20 protein-coding genes and 1 pseudogene are annotated in these 20,552 nt (G+C 50.8%); 10 read left to right on the top strand and 11 right to left on the bottom strand.

Annotated elements, in window-relative coordinates:
- Window positions 1-90 precede the first annotated feature (90 nt).
- From AR333_RS18810 to AR333_RS18790, 5 genes are all read right to left on the bottom strand, one after another.
- The gene (locus AR333_RS18810) at window positions 91-1,353 is read right to left on the bottom strand and encodes an MFS transporter (protein ID WP_068776904.1); all 1,263 of its coding nucleotides are present in this window, start codon (window positions 1,351-1,353) and stop codon (window positions 91-93) included.
- A gap of 371 nt (window positions 1,354-1,724) precedes the next feature.
- The gene (locus AR333_RS18805) at window positions 1,725-2,570 is read right to left on the bottom strand and encodes a pirin family protein (RefSeq protein WP_068776999.1); all 846 of its coding nucleotides are present in this window, start codon (window positions 2,568-2,570) and stop codon (window positions 1,725-1,727) included.
- A gap of 55 nt (window positions 2,571-2,625) precedes the next feature.
- A complete protein-coding gene (locus tag AR333_RS18800) occupies window positions 2,626-3,096 on the bottom strand; it encodes a MarR family winged helix-turn-helix transcriptional regulator (protein ID WP_068776903.1) in 471 nt (156 codons plus the stop codon).
- Between the two features lie 149 nt (window positions 3,097-3,245).
- The gene (wrbA, locus tag AR333_RS18795) at window positions 3,246-3,863 is read right to left on the bottom strand and encodes an NAD(P)H:quinone oxidoreductase (protein WP_068776902.1); all 618 of its coding nucleotides are present in this window, start codon (window positions 3,861-3,863) and stop codon (window positions 3,246-3,248) included.
- 275 nt (window positions 3,864-4,138) lie between these two features.
- Complete coding sequence (locus AR333_RS18790) at window positions 4,139-4,651, bottom strand: hypothetical protein (RefSeq protein WP_068776901.1); 513 nt, start codon at window positions 4,649-4,651, stop codon at window positions 4,139-4,141.
- Between the two features lie 118 nt (window positions 4,652-4,769).
- Between AR333_RS18790 and AR333_RS18785 the strand changes: the two genes are divergently transcribed.
- Window positions 4,770-5,468 (top strand): response regulator transcription factor, encoded by a 699-nt coding sequence (locus AR333_RS18785; RefSeq protein WP_068776900.1) that lies wholly within the window; start codon window positions 4,770-4,772, stop codon window positions 5,466-5,468.
- Window positions 5,458-6,825, top strand: a complete 1,368-nt coding sequence (locus AR333_RS18780; RefSeq protein WP_068776899.1) for a cell wall metabolism sensor histidine kinase WalK — start codon at window positions 5,458-5,460, stop codon at window positions 6,823-6,825. Before AR333_RS18785 ends, AR333_RS18780 begins: the two co-directional genes overlap by 11 nt.
- Window positions 6,826-6,835: 10 nt before the next feature.
- Here the strand turns inward: AR333_RS18780 and AR333_RS18775 are convergent, their stop codons facing one another.
- Complete coding sequence (locus tag AR333_RS18775; protein ID WP_068776898.1) at window positions 6,836-7,585, bottom strand: YheC/YheD family protein; 750 nt, start codon at window positions 7,583-7,585, stop codon at window positions 6,836-6,838.
- Window positions 7,586-7,739: 154 nt separating this feature from the next.
- Window positions 7,740-8,204: an Hsp20/alpha crystallin family protein gene (locus AR333_RS18770; protein WP_068776897.1), complete on the bottom strand. Its 465-nt coding sequence runs from the start codon at window positions 8,202-8,204 to the stop codon at window positions 7,740-7,742.
- Between the two features lie 155 nt (window positions 8,205-8,359).
- Here AR333_RS18770 and AR333_RS18765 point away from each other — a divergent pair, with 155 nt between their 5' ends.
- From AR333_RS18765 to AR333_RS18745, 5 genes and pseudogenes are all read left to right on the top strand, one after another.
- Entirely contained in the window at window positions 8,360-8,587 is a 228-nt protein-coding gene (locus tag AR333_RS18765) for a spore germination protein (RefSeq protein WP_068776896.1), read from the top strand.
- Window positions 8,584-8,736 (top strand): annotated as a pseudogene (locus AR333_RS24765) (spore germination protein GerPB); the annotation flags it as partial. The gene AR333_RS18765 and the pseudogene AR333_RS24765, both read left to right, overlap by 4 nt.
- Window positions 8,737-8,950: 214 nt before the next feature.
- Entirely contained in the window at window positions 8,951-9,919 is a 969-nt protein-coding gene (gene gerPC / locus AR333_RS18755) for a spore germination protein GerPC (protein ID WP_253735910.1), read from the top strand.
- 2 nt (window positions 9,920-9,921) lie between these two features.
- Complete coding sequence (locus tag AR333_RS18750) at window positions 9,922-10,101, top strand: spore gernimation protein GerPD (protein ID WP_068776997.1); 180 nt, start codon at window positions 9,922-9,924, stop codon at window positions 10,099-10,101.
- Complete coding sequence (locus tag AR333_RS18745; RefSeq protein ID WP_068776894.1) at window positions 10,098-10,586, top strand: spore germination protein GerPE; 489 nt, start codon at window positions 10,098-10,100, stop codon at window positions 10,584-10,586. The genes AR333_RS18750 and AR333_RS18745 overlap by 4 nt, the downstream gene beginning before the upstream one ends.
- On the opposite strand, the gene AR333_RS18740 is transcribed toward AR333_RS18745, so the two are convergent.
- The 4 genes from AR333_RS18740 to AR333_RS18725 all read right to left on the bottom strand — a co-directional run bounded on the left by AR333_RS18740 (window position 10,576) and on the right by AR333_RS18725 (window position 14,754).
- A complete protein-coding gene (locus AR333_RS18740) occupies window positions 10,576-11,280 on the bottom strand; it encodes a response regulator transcription factor (protein ID WP_068776893.1) in 705 nt (234 codons plus the stop codon). The genes AR333_RS18745 and AR333_RS18740 overlap by 11 nt on opposite strands.
- A complete protein-coding gene (locus AR333_RS18735) occupies window positions 11,277-12,755 on the bottom strand; it encodes a cell wall metabolism sensor histidine kinase WalK (protein ID WP_068776892.1) in 1,479 nt (492 codons plus the stop codon). Before AR333_RS18735 ends, AR333_RS18740 begins: the two co-directional genes overlap by 4 nt.
- A 148-nt stretch (window positions 12,756-12,903) precedes the next feature.
- Complete coding sequence (locus AR333_RS18730) at window positions 12,904-13,638, bottom strand: VOC family protein (RefSeq protein ID WP_068776996.1); 735 nt, start codon at window positions 13,636-13,638, stop codon at window positions 12,904-12,906.
- A 192-nt stretch (window positions 13,639-13,830) separates the two neighbouring features.
- Window positions 13,831-14,754: a D-alanyl-D-alanine carboxypeptidase family protein gene (locus AR333_RS18725; protein WP_068776891.1), complete on the bottom strand. Its 924-nt coding sequence runs from the start codon at window positions 14,752-14,754 to the stop codon at window positions 13,831-13,833.
- 289 nt (window positions 14,755-15,043) lie between these two features.
- Between AR333_RS18725 and AR333_RS18720 the strand changes: the two genes are divergently transcribed.
- From AR333_RS18720 to AR333_RS18710, 3 genes are all read left to right on the top strand, one after another.
- The gene (locus tag AR333_RS18720) at window positions 15,044-18,517 is read left to right on the top strand and encodes a PAS domain S-box protein (protein WP_068776890.1); all 3,474 of its coding nucleotides are present in this window, start codon (window positions 15,044-15,046) and stop codon (window positions 18,515-18,517) included.
- Between the two features lie 92 nt (window positions 18,518-18,609).
- On the top strand, window positions 18,610-19,200 hold the full coding sequence (locus AR333_RS18715; RefSeq protein ID WP_068776889.1) for a general stress protein: 591 nt from the start codon (window positions 18,610-18,612) through the stop codon (window positions 19,198-19,200).
- Window positions 19,201-19,373: 173 nt separating this feature from the next.
- The gene (locus tag AR333_RS18710; RefSeq protein WP_068776888.1) at window positions 19,374-20,174 is read left to right on the top strand and encodes a YwmB family TATA-box binding protein; all 801 of its coding nucleotides are present in this window, start codon (window positions 19,374-19,376) and stop codon (window positions 20,172-20,174) included.
- Window positions 20,175-20,552: the final 378 nt, after the last annotated feature.

The following is a 20,552-nucleotide window of genomic DNA, read 5'->3' as shown; positions in this document are numbered from 1 at the left end:
GGGAAGTTGCTGACCCAACGTAAATAAAAATGCCGTCCGCATACGCAAAAGCGCAGCCGGCGGCATCCTTTTATAAAGAAAACATGCTTATCAGTTCCACAATCCTTCTTGCTCAAGCTTCTTCTTCCCTCTGAAAGCAAAGATAACGGCGCCGATATTCAAGATCAGCATGACCGCAATCGTATACAACACCGGTGTGTAGCTTCCAGCCATATCATAAACAAATCCATATGCCGGAAGGGCTACAATACCCGCAACAGCCAGCCCGATCGCTGCAGTTGCATAGATTTGACTATATTCTCTGTTTCCAAATACAGCCGAGGTTAACAGCGGACCCAGAACACCAATGGAAGCTGTAACGAAACCATAGATACCGATTCCTATCCGGAACACAAGCGGGTTTGTAGCAAGCATAATTAACAAGGCCACTGCGACCAGACCCGTTAGCATTGCAAATATGGCCGTATTTTTGGCGCCGATTTTATCGCTCATGAAACCAAACGTTAAGGAACCTATTAACAAGCCGAGCATAAAGAAGCCCATTACATTCCCTGCAAATTGAACGTCATACCCGAGTCCCATGGCAAAGGGACCGACATGCGGGGCAAAGCTGCCTACGGAGGTAATCAAGAAGAAAAAGAGAACGAGAGCGTAAAATGCAGAAGATTTTCTTGCTACAGCAGCTGTAACCCCTCTTTCATCGAAAGAGACTGCATCTTGATCTCCAGTAGATTCAACCTCACCGCCATAAGGCTGCAAGCCCTTGTCCCGGGGTGACTTTCGTATGGTTAATAGAATGACGGGAACCACAACAGCTATGACCAATACCCCCAATATCTTATAGGTGCTTCTCCAGCCCTCACTGGCAATAAGATTACCAGCCAGAGGCTGCAGCACCGCTCCAAACATACCGACAGCAGCCATCATAATTCCTATCGCCAAGCCGTTACTTTTTTTGAACCAGTTGTTAATCAACACCGGACCAGCCATTTGCGCAACGAAAATGGAACCGATCGCCATAGGTATGGAGAAAATGTACCAGCCCCAGACAGAGTTCATAAACCCGAACATAGCAAATGATCCCGCCTGCAGAATAGTGGCTATGATTAATAAGAATTTAATTTCATACTTGGCCATCATCTTTCCTGCAAGCGGCAGGAAGATTAAAATCACCAGCGCCGAAATACTAAAGTAAAGCGTTAAGCTCCCCATTCCGATCTTTAAATCCTGGGATACCGGAGTCAGGAACAACCCTCCTGCCGTGTTAATCCCGCCTCTGGCGAATCCGGCCATAATGGACAATCCGATTAATACGATCCACGCAAAATGAAAGCTTCTTCTGTTCTCGCTCATGATGTCTTCCCTACCCCTTATTTTGCGTAATATCCTCTCTCAAGAGGAAGCTCCATACCTGTGACAAGCCGGGTTCTTCCGACTTTACCTCGTCAACAGGCATGGAGCCATTGGTTGTATTCATTGTTCTATCATCGCTAGCAATGTTCACTAAACGTCCTTTGCTATTATGCTCTTTGTGTGCATGACATAACAAGCTACTTTTATTTCCAAATTCCAATGCGCCGCTCTACTCGATCCGCATCCTATCTTATGTTGATCCCAACGGACTGAATTCCTCGGCCTGACGGGAAATCGGACCGCAGCACATTCATTACGATTTATTAGTAAATTGATAGTGCAAAGAACGTAGCCTTATTCCTGCAATTTTTTCACTTTAAAAAGGTCCCGCTCCGGTACTCCGAATACGCTTGATAAATCTCCTCTTCCGTATTCATAACGAACGGTCCGCGGGCAACAACAGGCTCTCTGAGCGGTTGACCCGCATAGAGCAGCAGACGCAGCGCTTCCTTGGCGGTCAGCTCCATTTCGGTCTCTTCCCCCTCGGTATCTTCTCCAAAAAAGAGTGCCTGACCCTTGGACCCTTCTACCTGATTAGCGCCAAACATACCACGGCCTTCCAGAATATAAATAAGGCCTTTATAACTGCCGGGCAGATCTTGGCTGACCGTCTTTCCTGGCTCTATTAGCATTTCGACCATCGTAACAGGCACATGATTCAAGGTTGGCGAAGTTACGCCCCCGGATGAGCCTGAGAAGACGCGGATTAGGACTCCTTCCTCTTCTCTTACCGGCATCTCACTGCTTTTCATATTCTGATAGCGAGGTGCTGACATCTTCTGCTCTCTTGGCAGATTAACCCAGAGCTGCAGCGTGTGTGCCGTTATACCTTCGGATGGGACCTCATTGTGTACGACCCCGCTCCCGGCCGTCATCCACTGCACATCTCCAGGCATTAGAACACCCCCGTCACCGGTGCTGCTGTCATAATGCTCGAGCTGTCCGTCAATCACGTAGGTGACGGTCTCGATTCCTCTGTGAGGATGGACGTCAAAGGCACCCTTACGGAATTTATCCTCCATCATAAGAAGGAACGGATCGAATTTACTCCAGTATCCGGGCTCCATAACAGGCCCTGCCGTATGAACATGGCTTATTTGCTCCAGCTTTATAGTTTTAACCTCTGCAATGTTTCGTTTGCCGGATTGTATATTCATCTTAATCAGCCCTTTCCCTTCAACAGGTATTTTCATTCCCGCACCGCACTGAACGCTATTCTTCCTCCATTTGCGGGATTGTTTTCTTCAGGCTATGTTTATGGATCTTCTTCATCATCTCGTGCAGTTGCTGTTGTTCCTCATCATTCAGAACATCGCTGAACATCGAGGCCTGGAAATCGGATTGCAGAGGCATGATTTTTTCGATCAGTGTTCTGCCTTTATCCGTAAGTGAAATGTACTTAACTTTCCAGTCTTGTTTGCGGCTGATAAAGCCCTGCTGCTCCAACCGGCTCAGCATGTGGGAAACCCCGCCACGGGTGATCATCATGTGCTCGGCCAGTTCCATTTGAGTAACAGGCTGATGAACTAAGATCTGAGCCAATGTATCAAACTGATTGACGGTAATTCCGTACTGCTCCAGATAATCGTTAGAAAGCTGATTGCTCCGCTGGTAGAACCGGACTAGTCTCAGCCATATGAGCAGGCTTACGGTGTTCTCGTCTGTAAACCATCTTTTGTCCACAATAAAAACCTCATCTCTTGTGAGTATTGTTATCAGTGTAGGTGTAATCTGATAACGTGTCAATGTCCCGCCGAGAGAGGATACATTCTGCACGACTACCGCATGAACAGAAGAGGATGGAGGGTATTTTACATACCCCCGCAGTCCTGTTACTTGCCTTCCAGGCCTGCTTTTACATAAGAAGCGACCGTGGCTGTACGTTTAGCCTGGTATTTCACCGCTGCTTCCACGTCTTCTTTCATATTCCCCTCTCCATCGATCGTTACGCTTGTACCGTAAGGGTTGCCTCCGGCAGCAAACGTAGAGGGATCCCCGTAGCTTGGCGCTACGACAATCGTTCCCCAGTGATACATCGTCGTATAAAGGGAAAGGATCGTCTGCTCTTGTCCGCCGTGCAGATTCTGAGCCGAAGACATGGCGCTGACAACCTTGTTCAGCAGTTTGCCTTGTGCCCATAGACCGCCGGCAGTATCAATGAACTGCTTCACTTGGCTGGGTACGTTACCGAATCTTGTCGGAATACTGAAAATAAAAGAGTCCGCCCATTCCAGGTCCGCATGTGTGACCTCCGGAACATCTTTCGTCTCATCTACGTGTTTGCGCCATGCAGGGTTCGAATCAATGGCTGCAGCCGGAGCCAGCTCGGGAACTTTCAGAAGTTTAACTTCCGCTCCTGCTGCTTTCGCACCTTCAACAGCCCACTGGGCCAGCTTGTAGTTTGTGCCTGTCGAACTATAATAAATAACAGCTACCTTGGTGTTCGTCAATGTAAACCACTCCTTCTAGATTTCTAGTTGTTAAGTTCTCCAAGGCTATGCAAATTTATTTAACTTCCGATTATCAGTATACTAGTAATCTGATTGCTTGTAAAGCAAGCTCCCTTTTGTTGTGATGCTCCTAAAAAAAGAGGGGACAAAAACTAATTAGCTTTCGCCCCTGCTGCAATTATTCAGTTAATTGTTCCTGGAATTTTTCAAGCACCTGCTTTTTTAAAGCGTTAAAATGCTCCGCCTGCTCGCCCATAAACTCGCTTTGCGCATTTTTATAGCTGGTCTTCGTATCCACCGGGTCCCGGCGGCTTTAATGAAAGTACATGCCCTAATTCATGGAGGGCAGTTTTGTGCTTTTCGGAATTAGTCCATCCTTCTTGAGTCATTGTTTTATCATTCATTATTACATGGCATTTATACCATTTTTGTGTGAGAGTATGATCTTTTGTTCCATCAAGCATGTAAGCATCCATAGAACCATACCAATCATAATTAAACCAGTTGGCGTAAAATCTTACAGCTGCCTCACTTTCTGAAGAAGCTTTGATAAATCCAATATTGGCATTACTTATGGCAGCATAATCTGCTCTGGCATTGGCCATAAAATAACTGTATCCCATCTGACTGACTGTTGGATCCTCCCAATACCCTACATTAGAAACTCCCGACAACAGGTAACCTTCATGAAAAGCTTCGCTATTTACTAAAGGGGCAGCAACTGCGGTAAATTGAATACAAGTAAATAAACATAGCGTCAACAAACATGTGTTTTTAATTTTTTTCATAAAATACTCCTTTGTGTATTTATTATATGAAAAATACAGTTAATGTAAATAAGTTGTGTATGAATGGAATCCATCTCCTGTACAAACACTACCTGTAAATGCAGGAGGTGTGCGGGGGATGAGCAGCAAAATTTTGTTGGTTGAGGATGAGACAAAAATCGCCCGCGTCCTGCAGCTGGAACTGCAGCACGAAGGCTACGAGGTCAGCATGGCGGAAGACGGCAGATCCGGACTTGAGATGGCTCTGGCCGAGCCATGGGATCTGATCCTGCTGGACATCATGCTGCCGGAGCTGAGCGGGCTTGAGGTGCTGCGCCGCCTTCGCCAGCAGACGGCAGTACCCGTGATTCTGCTGACTGCGCGGGATGCTGTACCTGACCGTGTCAGCGGCCTTGATCAAGGTGCCAACGATTATGTAACGAAGCCGTTCGCTATCGAAGAACTGCTGGCCCGGATCCGCAACCTGCTCCGGCTGACCGGCCCGCAGACGCAGGGGGACAGCGAAGTTCTGCAGGCGGATGATATCAGCATGAACTTGAAAAGCAGAGAAGTGACCCGCAGCGGCAAGGTCATTGAACTCACGCCCAAGGAATTTGATCTGCTTCAATATCTGATCCAGAACAAGGGAGCGGTTAAATCGAGGGAGGACATTATCTCCGACGTGTGGGGATACGATTTTGTCGGCGATACGAACATCGTAGATGTGTACATCCGCTACCTGCGGCAGAAGCTGGAGAAGAATTTTGCAGGGAAGGTCATTCATACGATCCGAGGTGTCGGCTATCTCATCAAAGGAGGCAGCTCCGATGAGTCTTAAATTTCGTTTTGCCCTTCTGCAGACTTCCCTGCTCTTCCTCATTCTGCTCGGAGTCAATTTCTTCATCTACTATCTGTTTATCGAGAACAATTCCCGTAATGAGACCCAAAGCATTGAGCGTAAGGCAGCCAAGCTCTTGCTTCAAGAGAATATTATCCAGCACCCGGAATACTGGGAGAACCCGTTCCTGCTCAAAGATTTTCTCGTGGCTAATGAGCTCATCCGTCTAATCGGTCCGGACTCTACTGTACAGAAGGAAATTTATACGGATGAAACCCTGCTGCAGCGGCCGGCCAAATATATTCCATCTACCGCGCCGACTTCCAAGCTGGTTTCTACCGATAACGGCTTCTGTCTCTACGTGCAGACGCCTGTCATCGAGGATGAGCGGCAGATCGCGACACTTGAAATTGCCCGTAAGCTGGTTATTTTGAATGATAACGTCCAAGTGCTCTTCCTGGCTCTTTTTTATACGACTCTGGGCGCATTGGTGCTGTCGATCATTTTCGGCTATATCTACTCCACCTTGGTGTTCAATCCTATTCACCGGCTGGCCCAGACCATGGAAAGTATTCAGAAAAGCGGCACGTTCAAGAGACTGGAGGTAAAATCCAGCCGCAGTAAAGATGAAATTGCACAGCTTGGCCATACCTTTAATGAGATGATCGGCAGGCTTGAACAACATTTTGACCAGCAGAAGCAGTTCCTTGCCGATGCCTCCCATGAGCTGCGGACGCCGCTGACCATCATCGAAAGCTATGCCAGACTGCTCCAGCGTTGGGCCAGCAACGATCCGCAGCTTCGTGAGGAAGCTATTGAAGCCATATTAAGTGAATCCGTAAGGCTTAGAGAATTGACCAAAAGCCTGCTTACCATAGCCGATTCCGACGAGCGGCAGCGCGTAGACTGGAAGGAGTTCGAAATGCGTCCTCTCCTTCAAGCGACAGCCGCCTCTATCCAGCTCACATTCGACCGGGAAGTAAAGCTCCAGTTGCCGGATAACGGCAGTAAAATGAAGATGATTGGTGATCCGGAGAAAATTAAACAGCTTCTCATTATTCTTCTGGACAATGCGGTCAAATACAGTCAAAAACCGATTCAAATCCATGCACAGGACGAAGTTCGCTCCATCCGAATTGCTGTCATCGATGAAGGGATCGGCATCGATAAAGAAGACATTCCCCGGCTGTTCGACCGGTTCTACCGGGTAGATAAAGCCCGCAGCCGGAAGAACGGCGGTGTCGGGCTGGGACTTGCCATTGCGGAAAGCATCGTTAAGCTGCATGCCGGAACCCTGACTGTCCAGAGTGAAATCGGAGAAGGCACCCAGGTTGAAATCAAACTCCCGAAGGGCTGATTACCGGGAGTTATTTGATTTTGCGGAAAGCCTTGATCCGGTTGTACATGGGAACATCTATATTTTTGAAAGGCGCTATTTGCGGTGTCGTATTTACTTCGAGTATCCAGGGATACAGACGGGCGTCCAGCGCTACATCAAGCCCCAGTTCACGTGTAAACCGGTAGTTGCGCGCATATTGTTTGGCTACCCGGATACTCAGCCGCTCAAGCCTGTTTGTAACAGCCGCTAACCGGGCGCCATCCGCATAAGGCGATAGCATCTGCTTCAACGTGTGCAGGGTAGCCCCTTGGCTTCCGTTGGACACGATGCGGCCCGGTGCGGATAACCGGCACACCGTACCGGTCACTTTCCATATACCGGAACGATCACGCTGTACCATGATTCTCATATCGAAAGATCTTTTGTTATACTTCAGAGTACGAATGCCTTTCTGAACCAAATATTTTTTAGGCGCCTTATCCTTCTCGATGGAATCGTACATAGCGCCGTACGTCTGAAATTGTTTTTTACGGAGTCCCTTCTGATATTTATAGGTCCATCCTCCGGGCTTTATGCCCCGAATTCTTTCCACTTTGATGACACCAATTCCAAGAGAACCACTTTCAGGTTTAATGTACACCATGCCGTATTTATTCAGCATGTCCCTGAGGACATCCTTCGTATATCTCTTCGTTTCCGGAATGTGGATGTTCACGAGACTGTCCCCATTAATCGCTTTAGTTTTCAGCCACTTGCTCCGCAGATACCGGATTCCCATTAGGCTGTTCTCCCCCTCCCTGTCCATCTTTTTTACGTTTCAGTATATGCAGTCAGCATCTTACTTGTTGTGTGCTTTTGCTCATTCTAAAGGACTTCGTTGCCGCATACGCTCTTATCAATAAAAAAGGACCGGCGCGGGGCCGGTCCCTACATCAGAATTCTATATACGCTTCGTGATAGTTATCTTTGAACTTGCGTTTGCGGACCTGAATTTGCAGGACATTCTCCCGGTAGCGCGCTTTTGCCGTCTTGGGATTTACCGGGCTGGGCATTTTAATCGTTTTTTTAGGCTCATCAATCAGACCGAGAATCTTGACGTGACTGGTTTTAACGAGCACCTGCAGAGAATATGGGTCTTCCCGTTTAGGGATTTTCACACGTATAAAAACATGCGTATGCGTCTCAAACACATCGCTCGTCGACAGCTCTTTCTGCTGCCCTGCACTGCTATTCGCAGTCCTGCTGGCACTGACAACCGGAGGCGGTATCGTGCGGTCGAATACATCCCGGACGAATCCTTCGATCCATTTTATATTCTCCATATATTTCTGCGGCTGATCAAGAAATTTCTCAATATGCTCCCATTTCAACCATTTGTTCATGTCTGGCTGGTTCATCGCAGCTCACCCCGCTTCTCTGGCATTATATGAAAAAAGGGCTGCCTGGTGTGAGTGAAAGAAGCACCCTTGCCGAAACATACGGGAAAAGATATGAACATCTGGGCACTTCCCTACATAGAATAAACAAGAAGACGCAGCAAAGGAGAACGCCTATGCCGGCCATCGTCGGGAACGTCAAAATTTTGTCCGTGGGCCCCAGCTCCGTCGTTCAATTCGGGGACTGTCTTGTTATTTCTCCTAACAGCTCTTCGAAAAGCTTTGCAGGAGCAGGCTCTTTTAATACAGGAGATTTGCCTTCGGTCTACAACGCGATCAGCGCGACGAATACGAATGACAGCGACTTTGTCGAAGCAGAAGCGAACAAGACGGCGACGGCATGAGCTGGACGATCCATCAAACCATCACGATCCAGCAGCTTAGGGTCGATGCCGTCTCCAATTCGTCGGTGCTGCAAATCGGGAGCGCGGGAAGTATCCGCGCCCTCTCTAATCAGTACAACACCGGCGGCTTCACGGGGCCCGCTCCTGAGCCGGGTAAGGGCGAACTGGCCGGCTTCGGCGGGTCTGCCGGCTCAGGCGGCGGTCCCGGCCCGGCGGCGCAAGGACCGGATGCGGGCAATGCCGCTCCCGCGCCGCTTGCGAAGGCGCTCTGTCCGGGCCCTGAGCTGCTGCCGCCGCTGCCGCCCATGTAAGGCAGCCAGCCCGACTGCCGCCTGCAGGAGCTTGTCGGCCGCCTGCAGGAGCTTGCCGGCAGTCGCGCGGCCATGTCGGCCGCCTGCCGGCAAGGCGGGCTGCGCATCGCTGCTGCGGGGGGCGCCTGCGGCAGTGCCTGCACCCGCGGCTCCGCTGCTGCCGCTGCCCGGGAGATCTGCCGGCATGCGCCAGCACGGATCACGCAGGCGATACGGGCGGCAGCACCGCAATCTCTTGAAGCCGCGTGCGCTTGCCGTCCTTCCGCGCCTCATACCGGAGAACTTCATATCCAATCACGGAAGGAGAAGCGCGCCTATGTACAGCCCCGATGGTTCTTATCCGTATTATCAGCAGCAGCTTCAGCAGCTGTGGGCTTACACCCAGCGGCAGGAAGAGCGGCTCCGCAGACTTGAAGAGTCTGTCCAAAGTATGCGGAAGGAGCTTGAAGAACTGGGACGTCAGCGGGCTATCCATATCGACCGGATCGAATACAAATTCGATCAGCTCAAGGTCGAACAGTTGGATGGAACGCTGACAATCGGCGTGTCTCCCTCCGCGATGAATGAGATCGAAGACATGGCAGTTAACGGAATGCCGGTATCACCGCCCCCGGGAGCAGACATAAACGCAGCCCAGCCGGTGTCTTCCGCTTTCACTTCGGATGAATACCGGCAGCCGCCCGGAGAGCGGGAGCCTCCGATTATGGAGCAGCAGGCGAATCAGCAGCTGCATGAGTTTCTAGACCGCGAGGCCATGGAAGAACTGATGGAACTCGCCGCCAAACAGCATTTGAATGTCGCTCCAGGCGAAAGTAAAAGAATTATGGATGATTTAAGACGCCAAATCGAGGCGAGAGTCCGGCATTATTCCAGGACTCCCGGACATAGCGAAGCAGCGGAATCTGCCGAGGTTAGAACCCATAAATTAATAGAGAAAACCAAATCGGATATTCGTGAAGGCATCCGGATTTATTTGAACCGATATCGGCAAGAAAAGGAAGACGGGAGGGATTCTTCGTGAGTGTGGACCTTTATGTAGAGAACAAGTGCCTCCAAGTCGGGTCCATTTACATTATCGGGGTATCGAGTTCTTCAACATTCTTAATCGGAGATACGGACTCGATTTCAGCAGCCTCCGTTTTTGACACGCCGCCGGAATCCGTCATTATTGGCCCTCTGGTGCCGCTGGCGAGCGAAAGATGAGCAGCAGGCGGCGGATGGTATACCTCGGACAAGCGAAGGTGCTTGGCGTAGCCGACTCCGCTGTTTTTCAGATCGGAGATAACCAAGGGATCTATACACGCTACCGCGCTATTGCCGTACAGAGGGAAGTGCCGAATTTCATCGAGGAAGAAGGCGCATTCGAAGCATACCCTATCTTCATAGAGCCTTTCCCCGACATACGGTTTCCTCCCGGAGCGACCAAGACCACCAGCCAGGCGGGATCTATTCAAGTAGGCTCCGTCAAAGTCCTGGGCGTCTCCGCTTCTTCTGTGATGCAGATCGGGGGGAGTGGTCCCGTTCGGATGGAATCCCGGATCAAGCATATCCGGCAAATCCGCCCCCCCGGCCCCTATTCGAACCCCACCGGAACCGTGTCCACTACCGCAGGTGATACCAACCTCCCTGTCGAGGCCGCCCCTCCTGCCCAGGGAACAGTCGCCCGGAATCGGGAATCTAAGGCTTAAACCGGTATCCTGCTCCCCATATTGTTTCAATGTACGCCGGGTCCGACGGACTCGGCTCTATTTTTTCGCGAAGCTTGCGGATATGTACCGTTACCGTTGAAATTTCACCGGAAGAATCCATGCCCCACAGCTGATCGAATAGCTGATCTTTACTGAACACCCGGTTCGGATTCATGGCGAGATAGGCGAGAAGATCAAATTCTTTGGTTGTAAAAATAATTTCATGCCCGTTCATATACACGCGCCTGGAAGCGCGGTTGATCAGCAGTCCGCGAATCCGGATCTCATCCTTGTCCGCTGCGCCTCCATGTCTGCCTTTGAGCCTCTGGTACCTCGACAGATGAGCCCTCACGCGTGCGACCAGTTCCCCCGGACTGAAGGGCTTAATGATATAATCATCCGCCCCCAGACTAAGACCGCGGATTTTATCGACGTCCTCTTTCTTGGCGGAAACCATAAGAATCGGAATATCCCGCTCCATCCGGATTCGTTCGCAGATAGCAAAACCGTCTGTTCCGGGAAGCATAACATCGAGAAGCACAAGATCGTAATCGCCCGTAAGCGCGCGTTGCATCCCCCGTTCCCCGTAATGTTCCATATCGACCTGAAAGCCGTCCAACTCCAGATAATCCCGCTCCAGCTCGGCGATACTCACGTCATCCTCCACAATCAAGATGCGGCCGATTTCACTCATGTGGCTATTCTCCTCTCACCTTGATCCGCTTTGCGGATTGTAAACTGAACCGTAGTCCCTTCGCCATATCGGCTGCTGGCCCAAATCTTGCCGCCATGTTCTTCGACAATCTGTTTGGCGATAGCCAGACCAAGCCCGCTGCCCCCTGTCTGCGTGCTGCGCGAGGGATCGCCCCGGTAGAAGCGGTCAAAAATATGCGGAAGTACATCGGACGGAATTCCCTGGCCGTTATCATGAACGCCAATCAGAACGAATTCAGGCCTCTCTACTACGAACACACGGATATGCCCTTCCTTCTTGTCCCTATACTTCTGTGCATTCTCTGTTATATTCGTCAATACGCGTTTCAATTTCTCACGGTCAATGATAACCGGAAGCGGGTCCTGAGAAGAGAGCTCCAGCGTTAACCGGATTCCGTTCTTCTCCATATCGAATTGCATATCTTCCGCGCAATCTTTAAGATACGCAGTCAAATCCGCCTCTTCGAATTGAAAGAGCAGCTTTTTTAAATCAAGCTTTGAATACAGAAATAACTCATCAATCATCCGGTCGATATCGACTGTTTTGGCATAAATCGTATGCAGGTAACGGTCGAACTTGTCCTGCGAATTCGTGACCCCGTCCATAATGCCTTCCACGTAGCCCTTAATCGCGGTCACAGGGGTTTTCAGATCATGCGAAATGTTCGAAATCAGCTGTTTGCGGTTCTCCTCGTACTGCAGCTGCAGCTCAACCGAATCCTTAAGCCGCCTCCGCATCTCTTCAAAGGAAACCGCAAGCTCCCCGATTTCGTCCCCGGAGGCGGGACGTATTTCGAAATCCAGCTGTCCATCCTTGATATGCTCAGCCGCTCGCTTCAAGGATCGGAGCGGATTAATCAGACTTCTGGACATCAGGTAAGTCATCACGCCATTGGTCAGAACCAGCACCACCACAAGGGCAGAGAGAAAAAGAAGACCGTATTTCATCAAATATTTACTGCTCACGGAGTCATGATTTCCAATGAACAGACTGCCTTTGCTTCCATCCGGATATAGAAAATCATGATGCCGCAGCACAAAAAATTTGTTCGTGAGCTCTGCGTCCGACAATCCTGAATAAGAACTGTAGGCGGGCAGTTCCTCCAGTCCTTCCTTATCTTCTATTATAGGTGAAACATAGAGCAGTTGGTCATTCTTACGCAGCACAATCCCCATATTGACGCGCTGGACCAGCTCTTCCCAGTGGGTCCAGTTGGAAGGATCATCCGCGCTTATCGGATTCTTGGCTATTTCGCTGCGGATTTTCTGATAATTCTCTTCTTCGATCGTGGCAACTTCCTTAATAGGATTATTCTGGCTGAGATCCACGTGGTAATCCCGCTTCAAATCCTGAACCAGCATATAATAAAGCCCTATACCTGTCAGGAACAACAGGACTAGAGGAATAATCAGCATGGCGATATAGGAAAGTAAAAGCCTTGTGCGAATGGACATAGGCACGTCTCCTAAGCGTGAAATTCCATACGGCAGCAAGGCTCTTCTATTAGGTAAAATTTGCCGTATGACCTCAATATACTATACCGGTGCTTTACGTAAAAGAAGGAATAGCAGAGATGACAGCACACACCCGTAAAAGCACGTATTAATGCAAGATACCGATAATTCCGATCTGATTATCGTCCGGATCCAGCAGGCCGAACACATCGCGGTTAAATTCCTTGGTCAGAGTAGAAAGCTTCACGGCACTCCGGTACCTTAACAGTTCATAATCCCCTCTGGGATCTGTAGAACCGATCGTAAACGCTCTATGCTCCAGCGGAGCATTCTGCGGCGTCTCGATCAGACAAAGATTAATATTTGTAAACGCGACGGCTCTTACTTCATCTGTACCTCCGGAAGGCGAAATAGTAAAGCGCTGACCGATTAGGGCGTTTAAATTACTCTCGTACCAGTCTGTCGACTTGTCCAGGTCCTTGACGGGCAAATACGCGCCGCCCAGACGGATGGTCCCCGTCTTCTCGTGCCCGCTTTCCTCCCATCCGACAATTTCAATGGGATTCCCGTCCGGGTCCGCAATGGTGAAGCGGCTCATGGACTGCAGAGGCTTCAGCTTCTCTACCATCGTGACTCCGGCATCCTTCATGCGTACATAATCTACATGGGCATCATACACATTCACATTAAAAGCAACTGCACTGTACGTGTTCAGCTCCTTCTGCCGGGTGAGCGTCAGGCAGGTCCCTTCGTAGAAAGAAAGTCTCGCGTGCTCGTTGTCGCGGCCCAGCAAGCGAAGACCAAGAACCTTGATGTACCAGGGTACTGATCGATCAAGATCGGAAACAGGCACAAAGACATCGACCAGTTTCGTAAAAGTCATACCGTTGTCCTCCTGAGAAAATAAATTCCAGATCATCCTGCCCCTCTCCTACGCAACGGGCCAGGATTCAGGTATTATCTTCCATGTATTGCACGTTAATGTCAATACGCACGGAAGGGCTTTCCCAATTCTCTCTGAAGTTAAGGAAGCAGGCCATTCAACCCGTTCACTCCGCAAAAAAGAACAAGTCTACTATCTCTCGGCGCCGAATAAGTTGTCCTTTCGGCTGCTATTGTTAACTGATTCAAATCCGTAATCAAGCAATTTACGGGTGGCATTGAATCGTCCTTCCTGACTTCCCGTTCCCATCACCACGGAAATCAGCCGTTGCCCGTCCCTGACAGCCGTTCCGGTGAAGCAGTACCCGGCCAGGTCGGTGAAGCCGGTCTTAAGGCCATCGCTTCCTTCATACGCAAACGCATCTCCGGCAGCCGGAAGCATCCGGTTCGTAGTCTGAATCAATCCGAATCTTCCGGGCAGCTCATAATCCGCTTTGCGGGTAAGCTCCAGCACTTCCGGATATTGACGGATCAAATAAGCGGCGAGCCGGGCCGTGTCCTTCGCAGTCATGACGCTCTCTCCCCTATGCTTCTCGGACGCATAGGAACCGAGATCTGCACGGGTCAATCCGCTTGCATTCGCAAAAGCAGTTCCCTTCGACAGCCCGATTTCGGCTGCTTTGCGGTTCATCTTCACAACGAATTCATCCTCGGTGCCCGCAATATGCTCCGCCACGGCGACAGCCGCGTCATTGGCCGACTCAATGGCTACTGCGGCAAGCATTTCTTTGAGTGTCAGCCGCTCCCCGAATTTCAATCCGATCTGGGCGCCGGTAACCTCGCTGGCATAACGGCTTGTCCGCACCTGATCGTTCCAAGATGCACGGCCGGCTTTCACCTCCTCATAGACAATTAATTCCGTCATCATTTTGGACATGGAAGCTGGCGGAAGACTTTCATCCCCATTTCGCTCATAGACAACGCTGCCTGTGTCCGCATGAATCAGTACCGCTGCTCTAGCATCAAACTCCAGCTCTTCTCCGCCGCTTCCCTTCCACAGCCATAAACCTGCTGCTATCAGAGCAAGTAACAACAGCCTTCTTCCGGTGCGTTTCATACTTCTCCACTCCTATTAGTCCGTTTCTGTTTCTCTCGTATCTTAGACGAACCGGCGAAGGACAAAGACTCGCTAGACGACCGCAGGGCCTGAGAATTAATAACACCCCGTATTTCTAGAGCAAAAAAATAAAAAGAATTGCCCCCCTCTTCCGATTAAGTAAGAAATGTAGGAAGATACTAATAGACAACCCTTTATTACAAGTGCATTAAATATCAATCAGGTTCTTTAATCGCCATTTATCACGATTTCTTATAAAAAAGAACGGCATAGAAAGGAGTTGTCAGCCTTGGAGAAAATAACTGCCGCTGCACTCAGTCGCGCAATTTCGGAAGACGGTATCTACAAATCCTTGTATGTGCACCATCCGGACGCTATTTACGTCATGGATCTGGATGGAAATTACTTGGATGCCAATCCTTCGATTCAACGAATAACAGGATATTCGGCTGAGGAATTTATCCGTCTGCAGACGGAACAGCTTTTTACACAGGATGACACCAAAATCCGGCAGACAAACTTCCAGGAAGCCCGCAAGGGTCATTCTCCCAATTTCGAAATCACTTTCAAACATAAGAACGGACAGCTTATCATCGCTTCCGTCACTTATATTCCTATTGTGGTTGAAGATCATATCGTTGGTGTATATGGACTGGCTAAGAATATTACCCGGGAGAAAGAACTGCTGAGCAGTCTTGAGAAAAGCCAGGAATTGTACCGGTTAATCTCAGAGAACGCCGGGGACATCATCACTTATACAAATCCGCAGGGAATCTGCCAGTATGTCTCTCCCTCTATCACCAAATTACTCGGCTATACCCCGGAGGAAATCACCGGCAGTAATTTGCTCGATCAATATTTACCGGACGATCTCCAGAAGAACCACGGTGCCGCGCCCGATGAGGATATTTTGACAGGCCGATACCGCCATAAACAGGGGCATTATATTTGGTTTGAAACAACCGTGCGGTATATACGAGGACAAGATGGAGAGATTGAGCTGGCGCTGGGAATAGGCCGGGATATTACTCACCGTATGAAGACGGATCAACAGCTCAAAAAAAGTGAGGATACCTTGGCTCTAGCTCAGCGTATCGCCCAATTAGGCTCTTGGAGCTGGGATATCCAGCTGAATCATATCGAGTATTCCAAAGAATGCGTCCAAATTTACTCCATAACGGAAACAAGACCCCTGCATACCTACGAGCAGTTTCTTCAATGTATCCATCCTGAGGACCTCGCCATGGTGAAAATAGCGGTATCGAATGCCTTGGACGGAGCGGCCTTTGATCTGGAATATCGCATTACCGGGGAGAAGGCGGCAGTCAAGAGCGTCCATGCGGTGGGCCATGTGATCCGGGATGCGGCCGGAATCGCTCAACAAATGTTCGGAACGGTTCAGGATATTACGGAGCGCAAGAAAATGGAAGATCGGATCCGAAGCAGCGAGCAGCAGTTTCGTCTGATGTCCGAGCATTCACTCGATTTCATCTCCAGACATACGGCAGACGAAGAGGCCCGGTATGTCTATGCTTCACCAGCCTGCAAAGCACTGCTCGGCTATGAACCGGATGAATTAGTGGGAACTAGCGCCTACGATTACTTCCATCCGGATGATATCCCTCTCGTTACAGAATACTTGCAGGCCAACCTGGAGAATATCGGCCGCTATACGGTTACTTATCGGATCCGGCGCAAAGATGGAGAGTATATCTGGTTCGAGAGCACCGGGTGCTACACCTATGATGAGAACAAGGGAAACATCCAGGAAATCGTCTCTGTGTCCCGGGACATCACGGACCGGAAAACGGCAGAGCGTCAGCTCCAGGTGAGCGAGCAGCGGTACAAATCTCTTTTTGAATACAATCCTTCAAGTGTCTATTCTTTTGACCTGGAAGGGAACTTCGTCACGCTGAATGCCAAGCTGGAGGAAATGATCGGTTATACCAAGGAAGAGCTGATGCCGATCTCTTTCATGCCGCTCATCAGCCCTCAGCATCTGGAAATGACGCTGCATCATTTTGAACGCGCCAAACAGGGAATGCCGCAAAACTATGACACAGTCATTATGCATAAGAACGGATCTCCCATTGAAATCAATGTAACCAATATACCCATTTACGTCGATGAGGAGCTGGTAGGCGTATATGGGATTGCGATCGACATTACGGACCGTAAACTCTATATAAGCGAAATCGAGAATCTCAGCTATCAGCTCACTCTAATTCTGAACTCTGTGTCAGAAGGAATTTACGGAATGGATGCGTCCGGTAAGTCTATGTTTATTAACCCGGCGGGCGCTTCTATGCTGGGCTACACACTCAAGGAATTTATCGGCATCCACAATCACGATGAAATCCATCATACCAAAGCGGACGGCAGCCCATACAGGGTAGAAGAATGCCCGATCCACATGACAGTTAGAGATGGACAGTCGCGCATGATCCGGGAAGATATTTTCTGGAGGAAAGACGGATCCAGCTTCCTCGTGGATTACCGGGTGACTCCGATTATAGATAACGGTGAGATCCAGGGCGCGGTGGTCGTGTTTAATGACATTACGGATGAGAAAGAAATTATTCAGGCCAAAGAGTCCGCTGAGAGAGCCGCCAATGCCAAATCGGAGTTTCTGGCCATGATGAGCCACGAAATCCGGACTCCCATGAACGGGATTGTCGGCATGACGGATCTGCTTATGGAGACGGAATTAAATGAAGAGCAGCTTGATTATGCGGAGATTATCCGGAGCAGTGGCGACGCCTTGCTGCAAATTCTGAACGACATCCTTGATTTCAGTAAAATTGATGCCGGTAAAATGACACTCGTCCATGAGCCTTACGACCTGGAAGGTGTCCTGCGGAGCACCCTGGAGCTATTCTATCCCAAAGCCGCCGAAAAGCAGATCGACCTGGGATACAGAATCTCTCCGGATGTGCCGCCAATCTATACAGGCGATTCGTCTCGTGTCCGGCAGGTCCTGGTTAATCTCGTCGGCAATGCGATTAAATTCACCGAAACAGGATCGGTCCAGGTAACTGTGGATAAGCTGGCTTCTGCCGATTCGCAAACGATGCTGCTCGGTTTCACCGTCTCCGATACAGGTGTCGGCATCCCTGCCGCCAAGCTCAGCCAGCTGTTTCAGTCTTTCTCCCAGCTGCATCCCGTGCTTAACCGTAAATATGGGGGCACTGGTTTGGGACTCTCCATCTGCAAGCGGCTTGTCGAGCTTATGGGAGGTACAATTTGGGTGGAGAGTTCCGAAGGCGTCGGATCGATTTTCCATTTCACTCTTCCTAACAGTACCGTCCCAGAAGCCAGTACACTCCCAAAGCTCGATAATATGGACGAACATAATGTCTGGAACAATCCGCAAAGAAAAGAGTCTTCATTAAAAATTCTTATCGTAGAGGATCATCCCGTCAACCAGCAGCTGCTTATGAAATATTTGACCAGACTCGGCTATCGGTCGGATATCGCCCATAACGGAATGGAAGGGGTGGAGGCTGTAACCCGTTCAGCTTATGACTTGGTGTTCATGGATGTCCAAATGCCGGTCATGGACGGGCTTCAGGCGACCCGCTTGATCCGGCAGCTGGTTCCCGCTGATCAGGTGCCTATTATTGTCGCGGTCACCGCTTCGGCGCGGAATGTAGACAAGGAGCAGTGTCTGGCAAGCGGGATGGATGACTACATGAGCAAACCGATTTCCATGGATGAATTAAAACGCATTTTTGTCCAGTGGGACCGGACACTCGATCTGTAGGAAACTCTAGGCCGCCCTTCTCTCGCGGCTCCGATTCATCCCCCTGAGGAAAGGGTAACGATGGGTAGTCCACTTCAAGGGAGGAAAATATCATGAGCCGCAAAGCAATAGGTGTTTTTCATACGGGAGAAGAAGCGAACACAGCTATTACTTCATTAAAAGAACACGGATACACAGACGAGGACATCTCCGTTCTCGCTAAGCATAAAGAAGAAGCCGGGGGAACAGTCACCACCGGCGAAGAAGAAACAAAGGCTGACAAGGGCGCAATAGGCGGAGCCGCTATCGGCAGCGCCGCAGGCCTCATTGCCGGCATCGGCCTGATGGCGGTGCCCGGTATAGGTCCCTTCCTCGCCGCCGGCCCGCTGGCTGCCGCTTTGTCCGGAGCCGCGCTCGGAGCAGGCGCTGGCGGTGTTACAGGCGCACTCATCGGCGCCGGGATTCCGGAAGATCAGATCGAGGATTACCACAGCCGGGTTAACAAAGGCGACATTCTGGTTACGGTAGAAACTTCTGAAGATAAATGGGAATTAGTCAATAAAATCCTGCGGACAAGCCGCGGCGCTTCAGACGACGGTACTCACGACGGACGGCCCGATGTCTACGGCGGAGCCGACCATGTTCCGGCGGACAGTAACCGGGATTTGCTTGGCAATAAAGAAGACATTAACTTCCGCCGGTAGTTTCCGGCACCCAATCCTCTCCCCCTTCGTAAAGCGCTTAGCGTTTTGAAGGGGGATTTTGGCATTCCCTTCTTACCCTGCATCGTGTCTATCCGGTTCATCCCAGGTATGGAGCCATCCGTTCCCGGCTATACTGTTACTAGATTAGTAGATTCGGACGGGAGCGATGAATCATGACGAAGCCTCATACCATGCAGCCCACAATCAAACGGAAACTTACTGCGAAAGGGCTCTTCTGGGGCTTCGCGCTGATCGCCGCGCTCCTGCTGGCCGGCTGGTCTGCTGCCGGCCAGCGGAATTCCGCGGACGACAGCGGCCGCAATGACCTGGCTGCGCTGCTTGCAGCCGCGGACGGCCTGCTCGCGCAGGACGCCGCTGTCACGCTGCGCTATGCCGCTCCGATCGCCGTGCCGGGCGGCGATGACGCTCTCGCTGCAGCCGGCGGGCAGCTGGCCGGCAGCCTGGGCCTTCCGGCAGGCACGCTTAGCCGCGAGACGGGGCATCCCGTCTATGCGGCAGCCGCGCCGCTTGCCTCAGGCGGACGCCTGTCGCTGCAGCTCACGCGTCTGGATGACGGCGGCGCATTCGTCATCGCCAGACTGGACGAACGCGCTGAGGCGGGCCTCACGGCCCTGACAGCGCGCCTGCAGGCCGTCAGGGCCGCGCTGGCCGCCGCAGGCGTGCACGCGGACGCCAACATCGTCCTGCAGGGCGATGCCTCTGATCCGCTGCCGGAGGCCCAGGCACAGGCTCGGCAGCTGCAGGCTCACTTGGGAGGCCTGCTCGGCACCCGGGAGCTTGAACGCTATGCGGACGGAGATACCGTCAGCATCACCATGAGTTCGTCAAGGCTGCAAGCCTATGTGCAGAGCGGCCAACACCGCGTCAATCTGCAAGCGGCCGTTCACACGGATAGCGAGACCGGTCGGAACCGTATAACCATCGGCACCCCAGTCATTACGACTTCGTATTAATCGGCTGCCTGTCGTTCATGATTTGTCCGCCGCGGCCGCTTTGGCTGCGGCGGCTTTTTCGTCCATGAAGGTTAGTTGCTTGCTGCGGAGGGCCTTAAGAACTGTATCAATCTCCCATCGGATGTGAGGAGCGGGACTTCCGCCCCTTTCCTTGCTCTGGCTAGGACTCCTGAAGCATTTTCCTCCTTGCGGCGTTTAATAAACTCCAAATCGTTTAAGTAATTCTTACATCGGGTCTGGAAGATACGAACCCGCTGTACATATAAACCGGAGACAACGAACGATTTTTTTGCCGCCACCTGCCTTTCTTGCAGACAGGTTGAAAAAGTAGTTTTGAAAACGCTTACAGGTCGCCGTGGAATATGCACCCAAGGAGGG

Origin of the sequence: Paenibacillus sp. FJAT-26967, from assembly GCF_001541095.1 — a bacterium.
Lineage (GTDB): Bacteria > Bacillota > Bacilli > Paenibacillales > NBRC-103111 > Paenibacillus_F.
The sequence above is the reverse complement of the archived record's forward strand: the minus strand, read 5'-3'. Positions and strand labels throughout refer to the sequence as shown.

Bases quoted from the DNA above. Each gene is read 5' to 3' on its own strand.
- AR333_RS18770 (WP_068776897.1), bottom strand. From the start codon at position 8,204: ATGAACCAGCCAGACATGAACAAATGGTTGAAATGGGAGCATATTGAG.
- AR333_RS18775 (WP_068776898.1), bottom strand. From the start codon at position 7,585: ATGGGAATCCGGTATCTGCGGAGCAAGTGGCTGAAAACTAAAGCGATT.
- AR333_RS18730 (WP_068776996.1), bottom strand. From the start codon at position 13,638: ATGACTTTTACGAAACTGGTCGATGTCTTTGTGCCTGTTTCCGATCTT.
- AR333_RS18715 (WP_068776889.1), top strand. From the start codon at position 18,610: ATGAGCCGCAAAGCAATAGGTGTTTTTCATACGGGAGAAGAAGCGAAC.
- AR333_RS18740 (WP_068776893.1), bottom strand. From the start codon at position 11,280: ATGAGTGAAATCGGCCGCATCTTGATTGTGGAGGATGACGTGAGTATC.
- AR333_RS18765 (WP_068776896.1), top strand. From the start codon at position 8,360: ATGCCGGCCATCGTCGGGAACGTCAAAATTTTGTCCGTGGGCCCCAGC.
- AR333_RS18810 (WP_068776904.1), bottom strand. From the start codon at position 1,353: ATGAGCGAGAACAGAAGAAGCTTTCATTTTGCGTGGATCGTATTAATC.
- AR333_RS18785 (WP_068776900.1), top strand. From the start codon at position 4,770: ATGAGCAGCAAAATTTTGTTGGTTGAGGATGAGACAAAAATCGCCCGC.
- AR333_RS18780 (WP_068776899.1), top strand. From the start codon at position 5,458: ATGAGTCTTAAATTTCGTTTTGCCCTTCTGCAGACTTCCCTGCTCTTC.
- AR333_RS18790 (WP_068776901.1), bottom strand. From the start codon at position 4,651: ATGAAAAAAATTAAAAACACATGTTTGTTGACGCTATGTTTATTTACT.
- AR333_RS18745 (WP_068776894.1), top strand. From the start codon at position 10,098: ATGAGCAGCAGGCGGCGGATGGTATACCTCGGACAAGCGAAGGTGCTT.
- AR333_RS18735 (WP_068776892.1), bottom strand. From the start codon at position 12,755: ATGTCCATTCGCACAAGGCTTTTACTTTCCTATATCGCCATGCTGATT.
- AR333_RS18725 (WP_068776891.1), bottom strand. From the start codon at position 14,754: ATGAAACGCACCGGAAGAAGGCTGTTGTTACTTGCTCTGATAGCAGCA.
- AR333_RS18805 (WP_068776999.1), bottom strand. From the start codon at position 2,570: ATGAATATACAATCCGGCAAACGAAACATTGCAGAGGTTAAAACTATA.
- AR333_RS18710 (WP_068776888.1), top strand. From the start codon at position 19,374: ATGACGAAGCCTCATACCATGCAGCCCACAATCAAACGGAAACTTACT.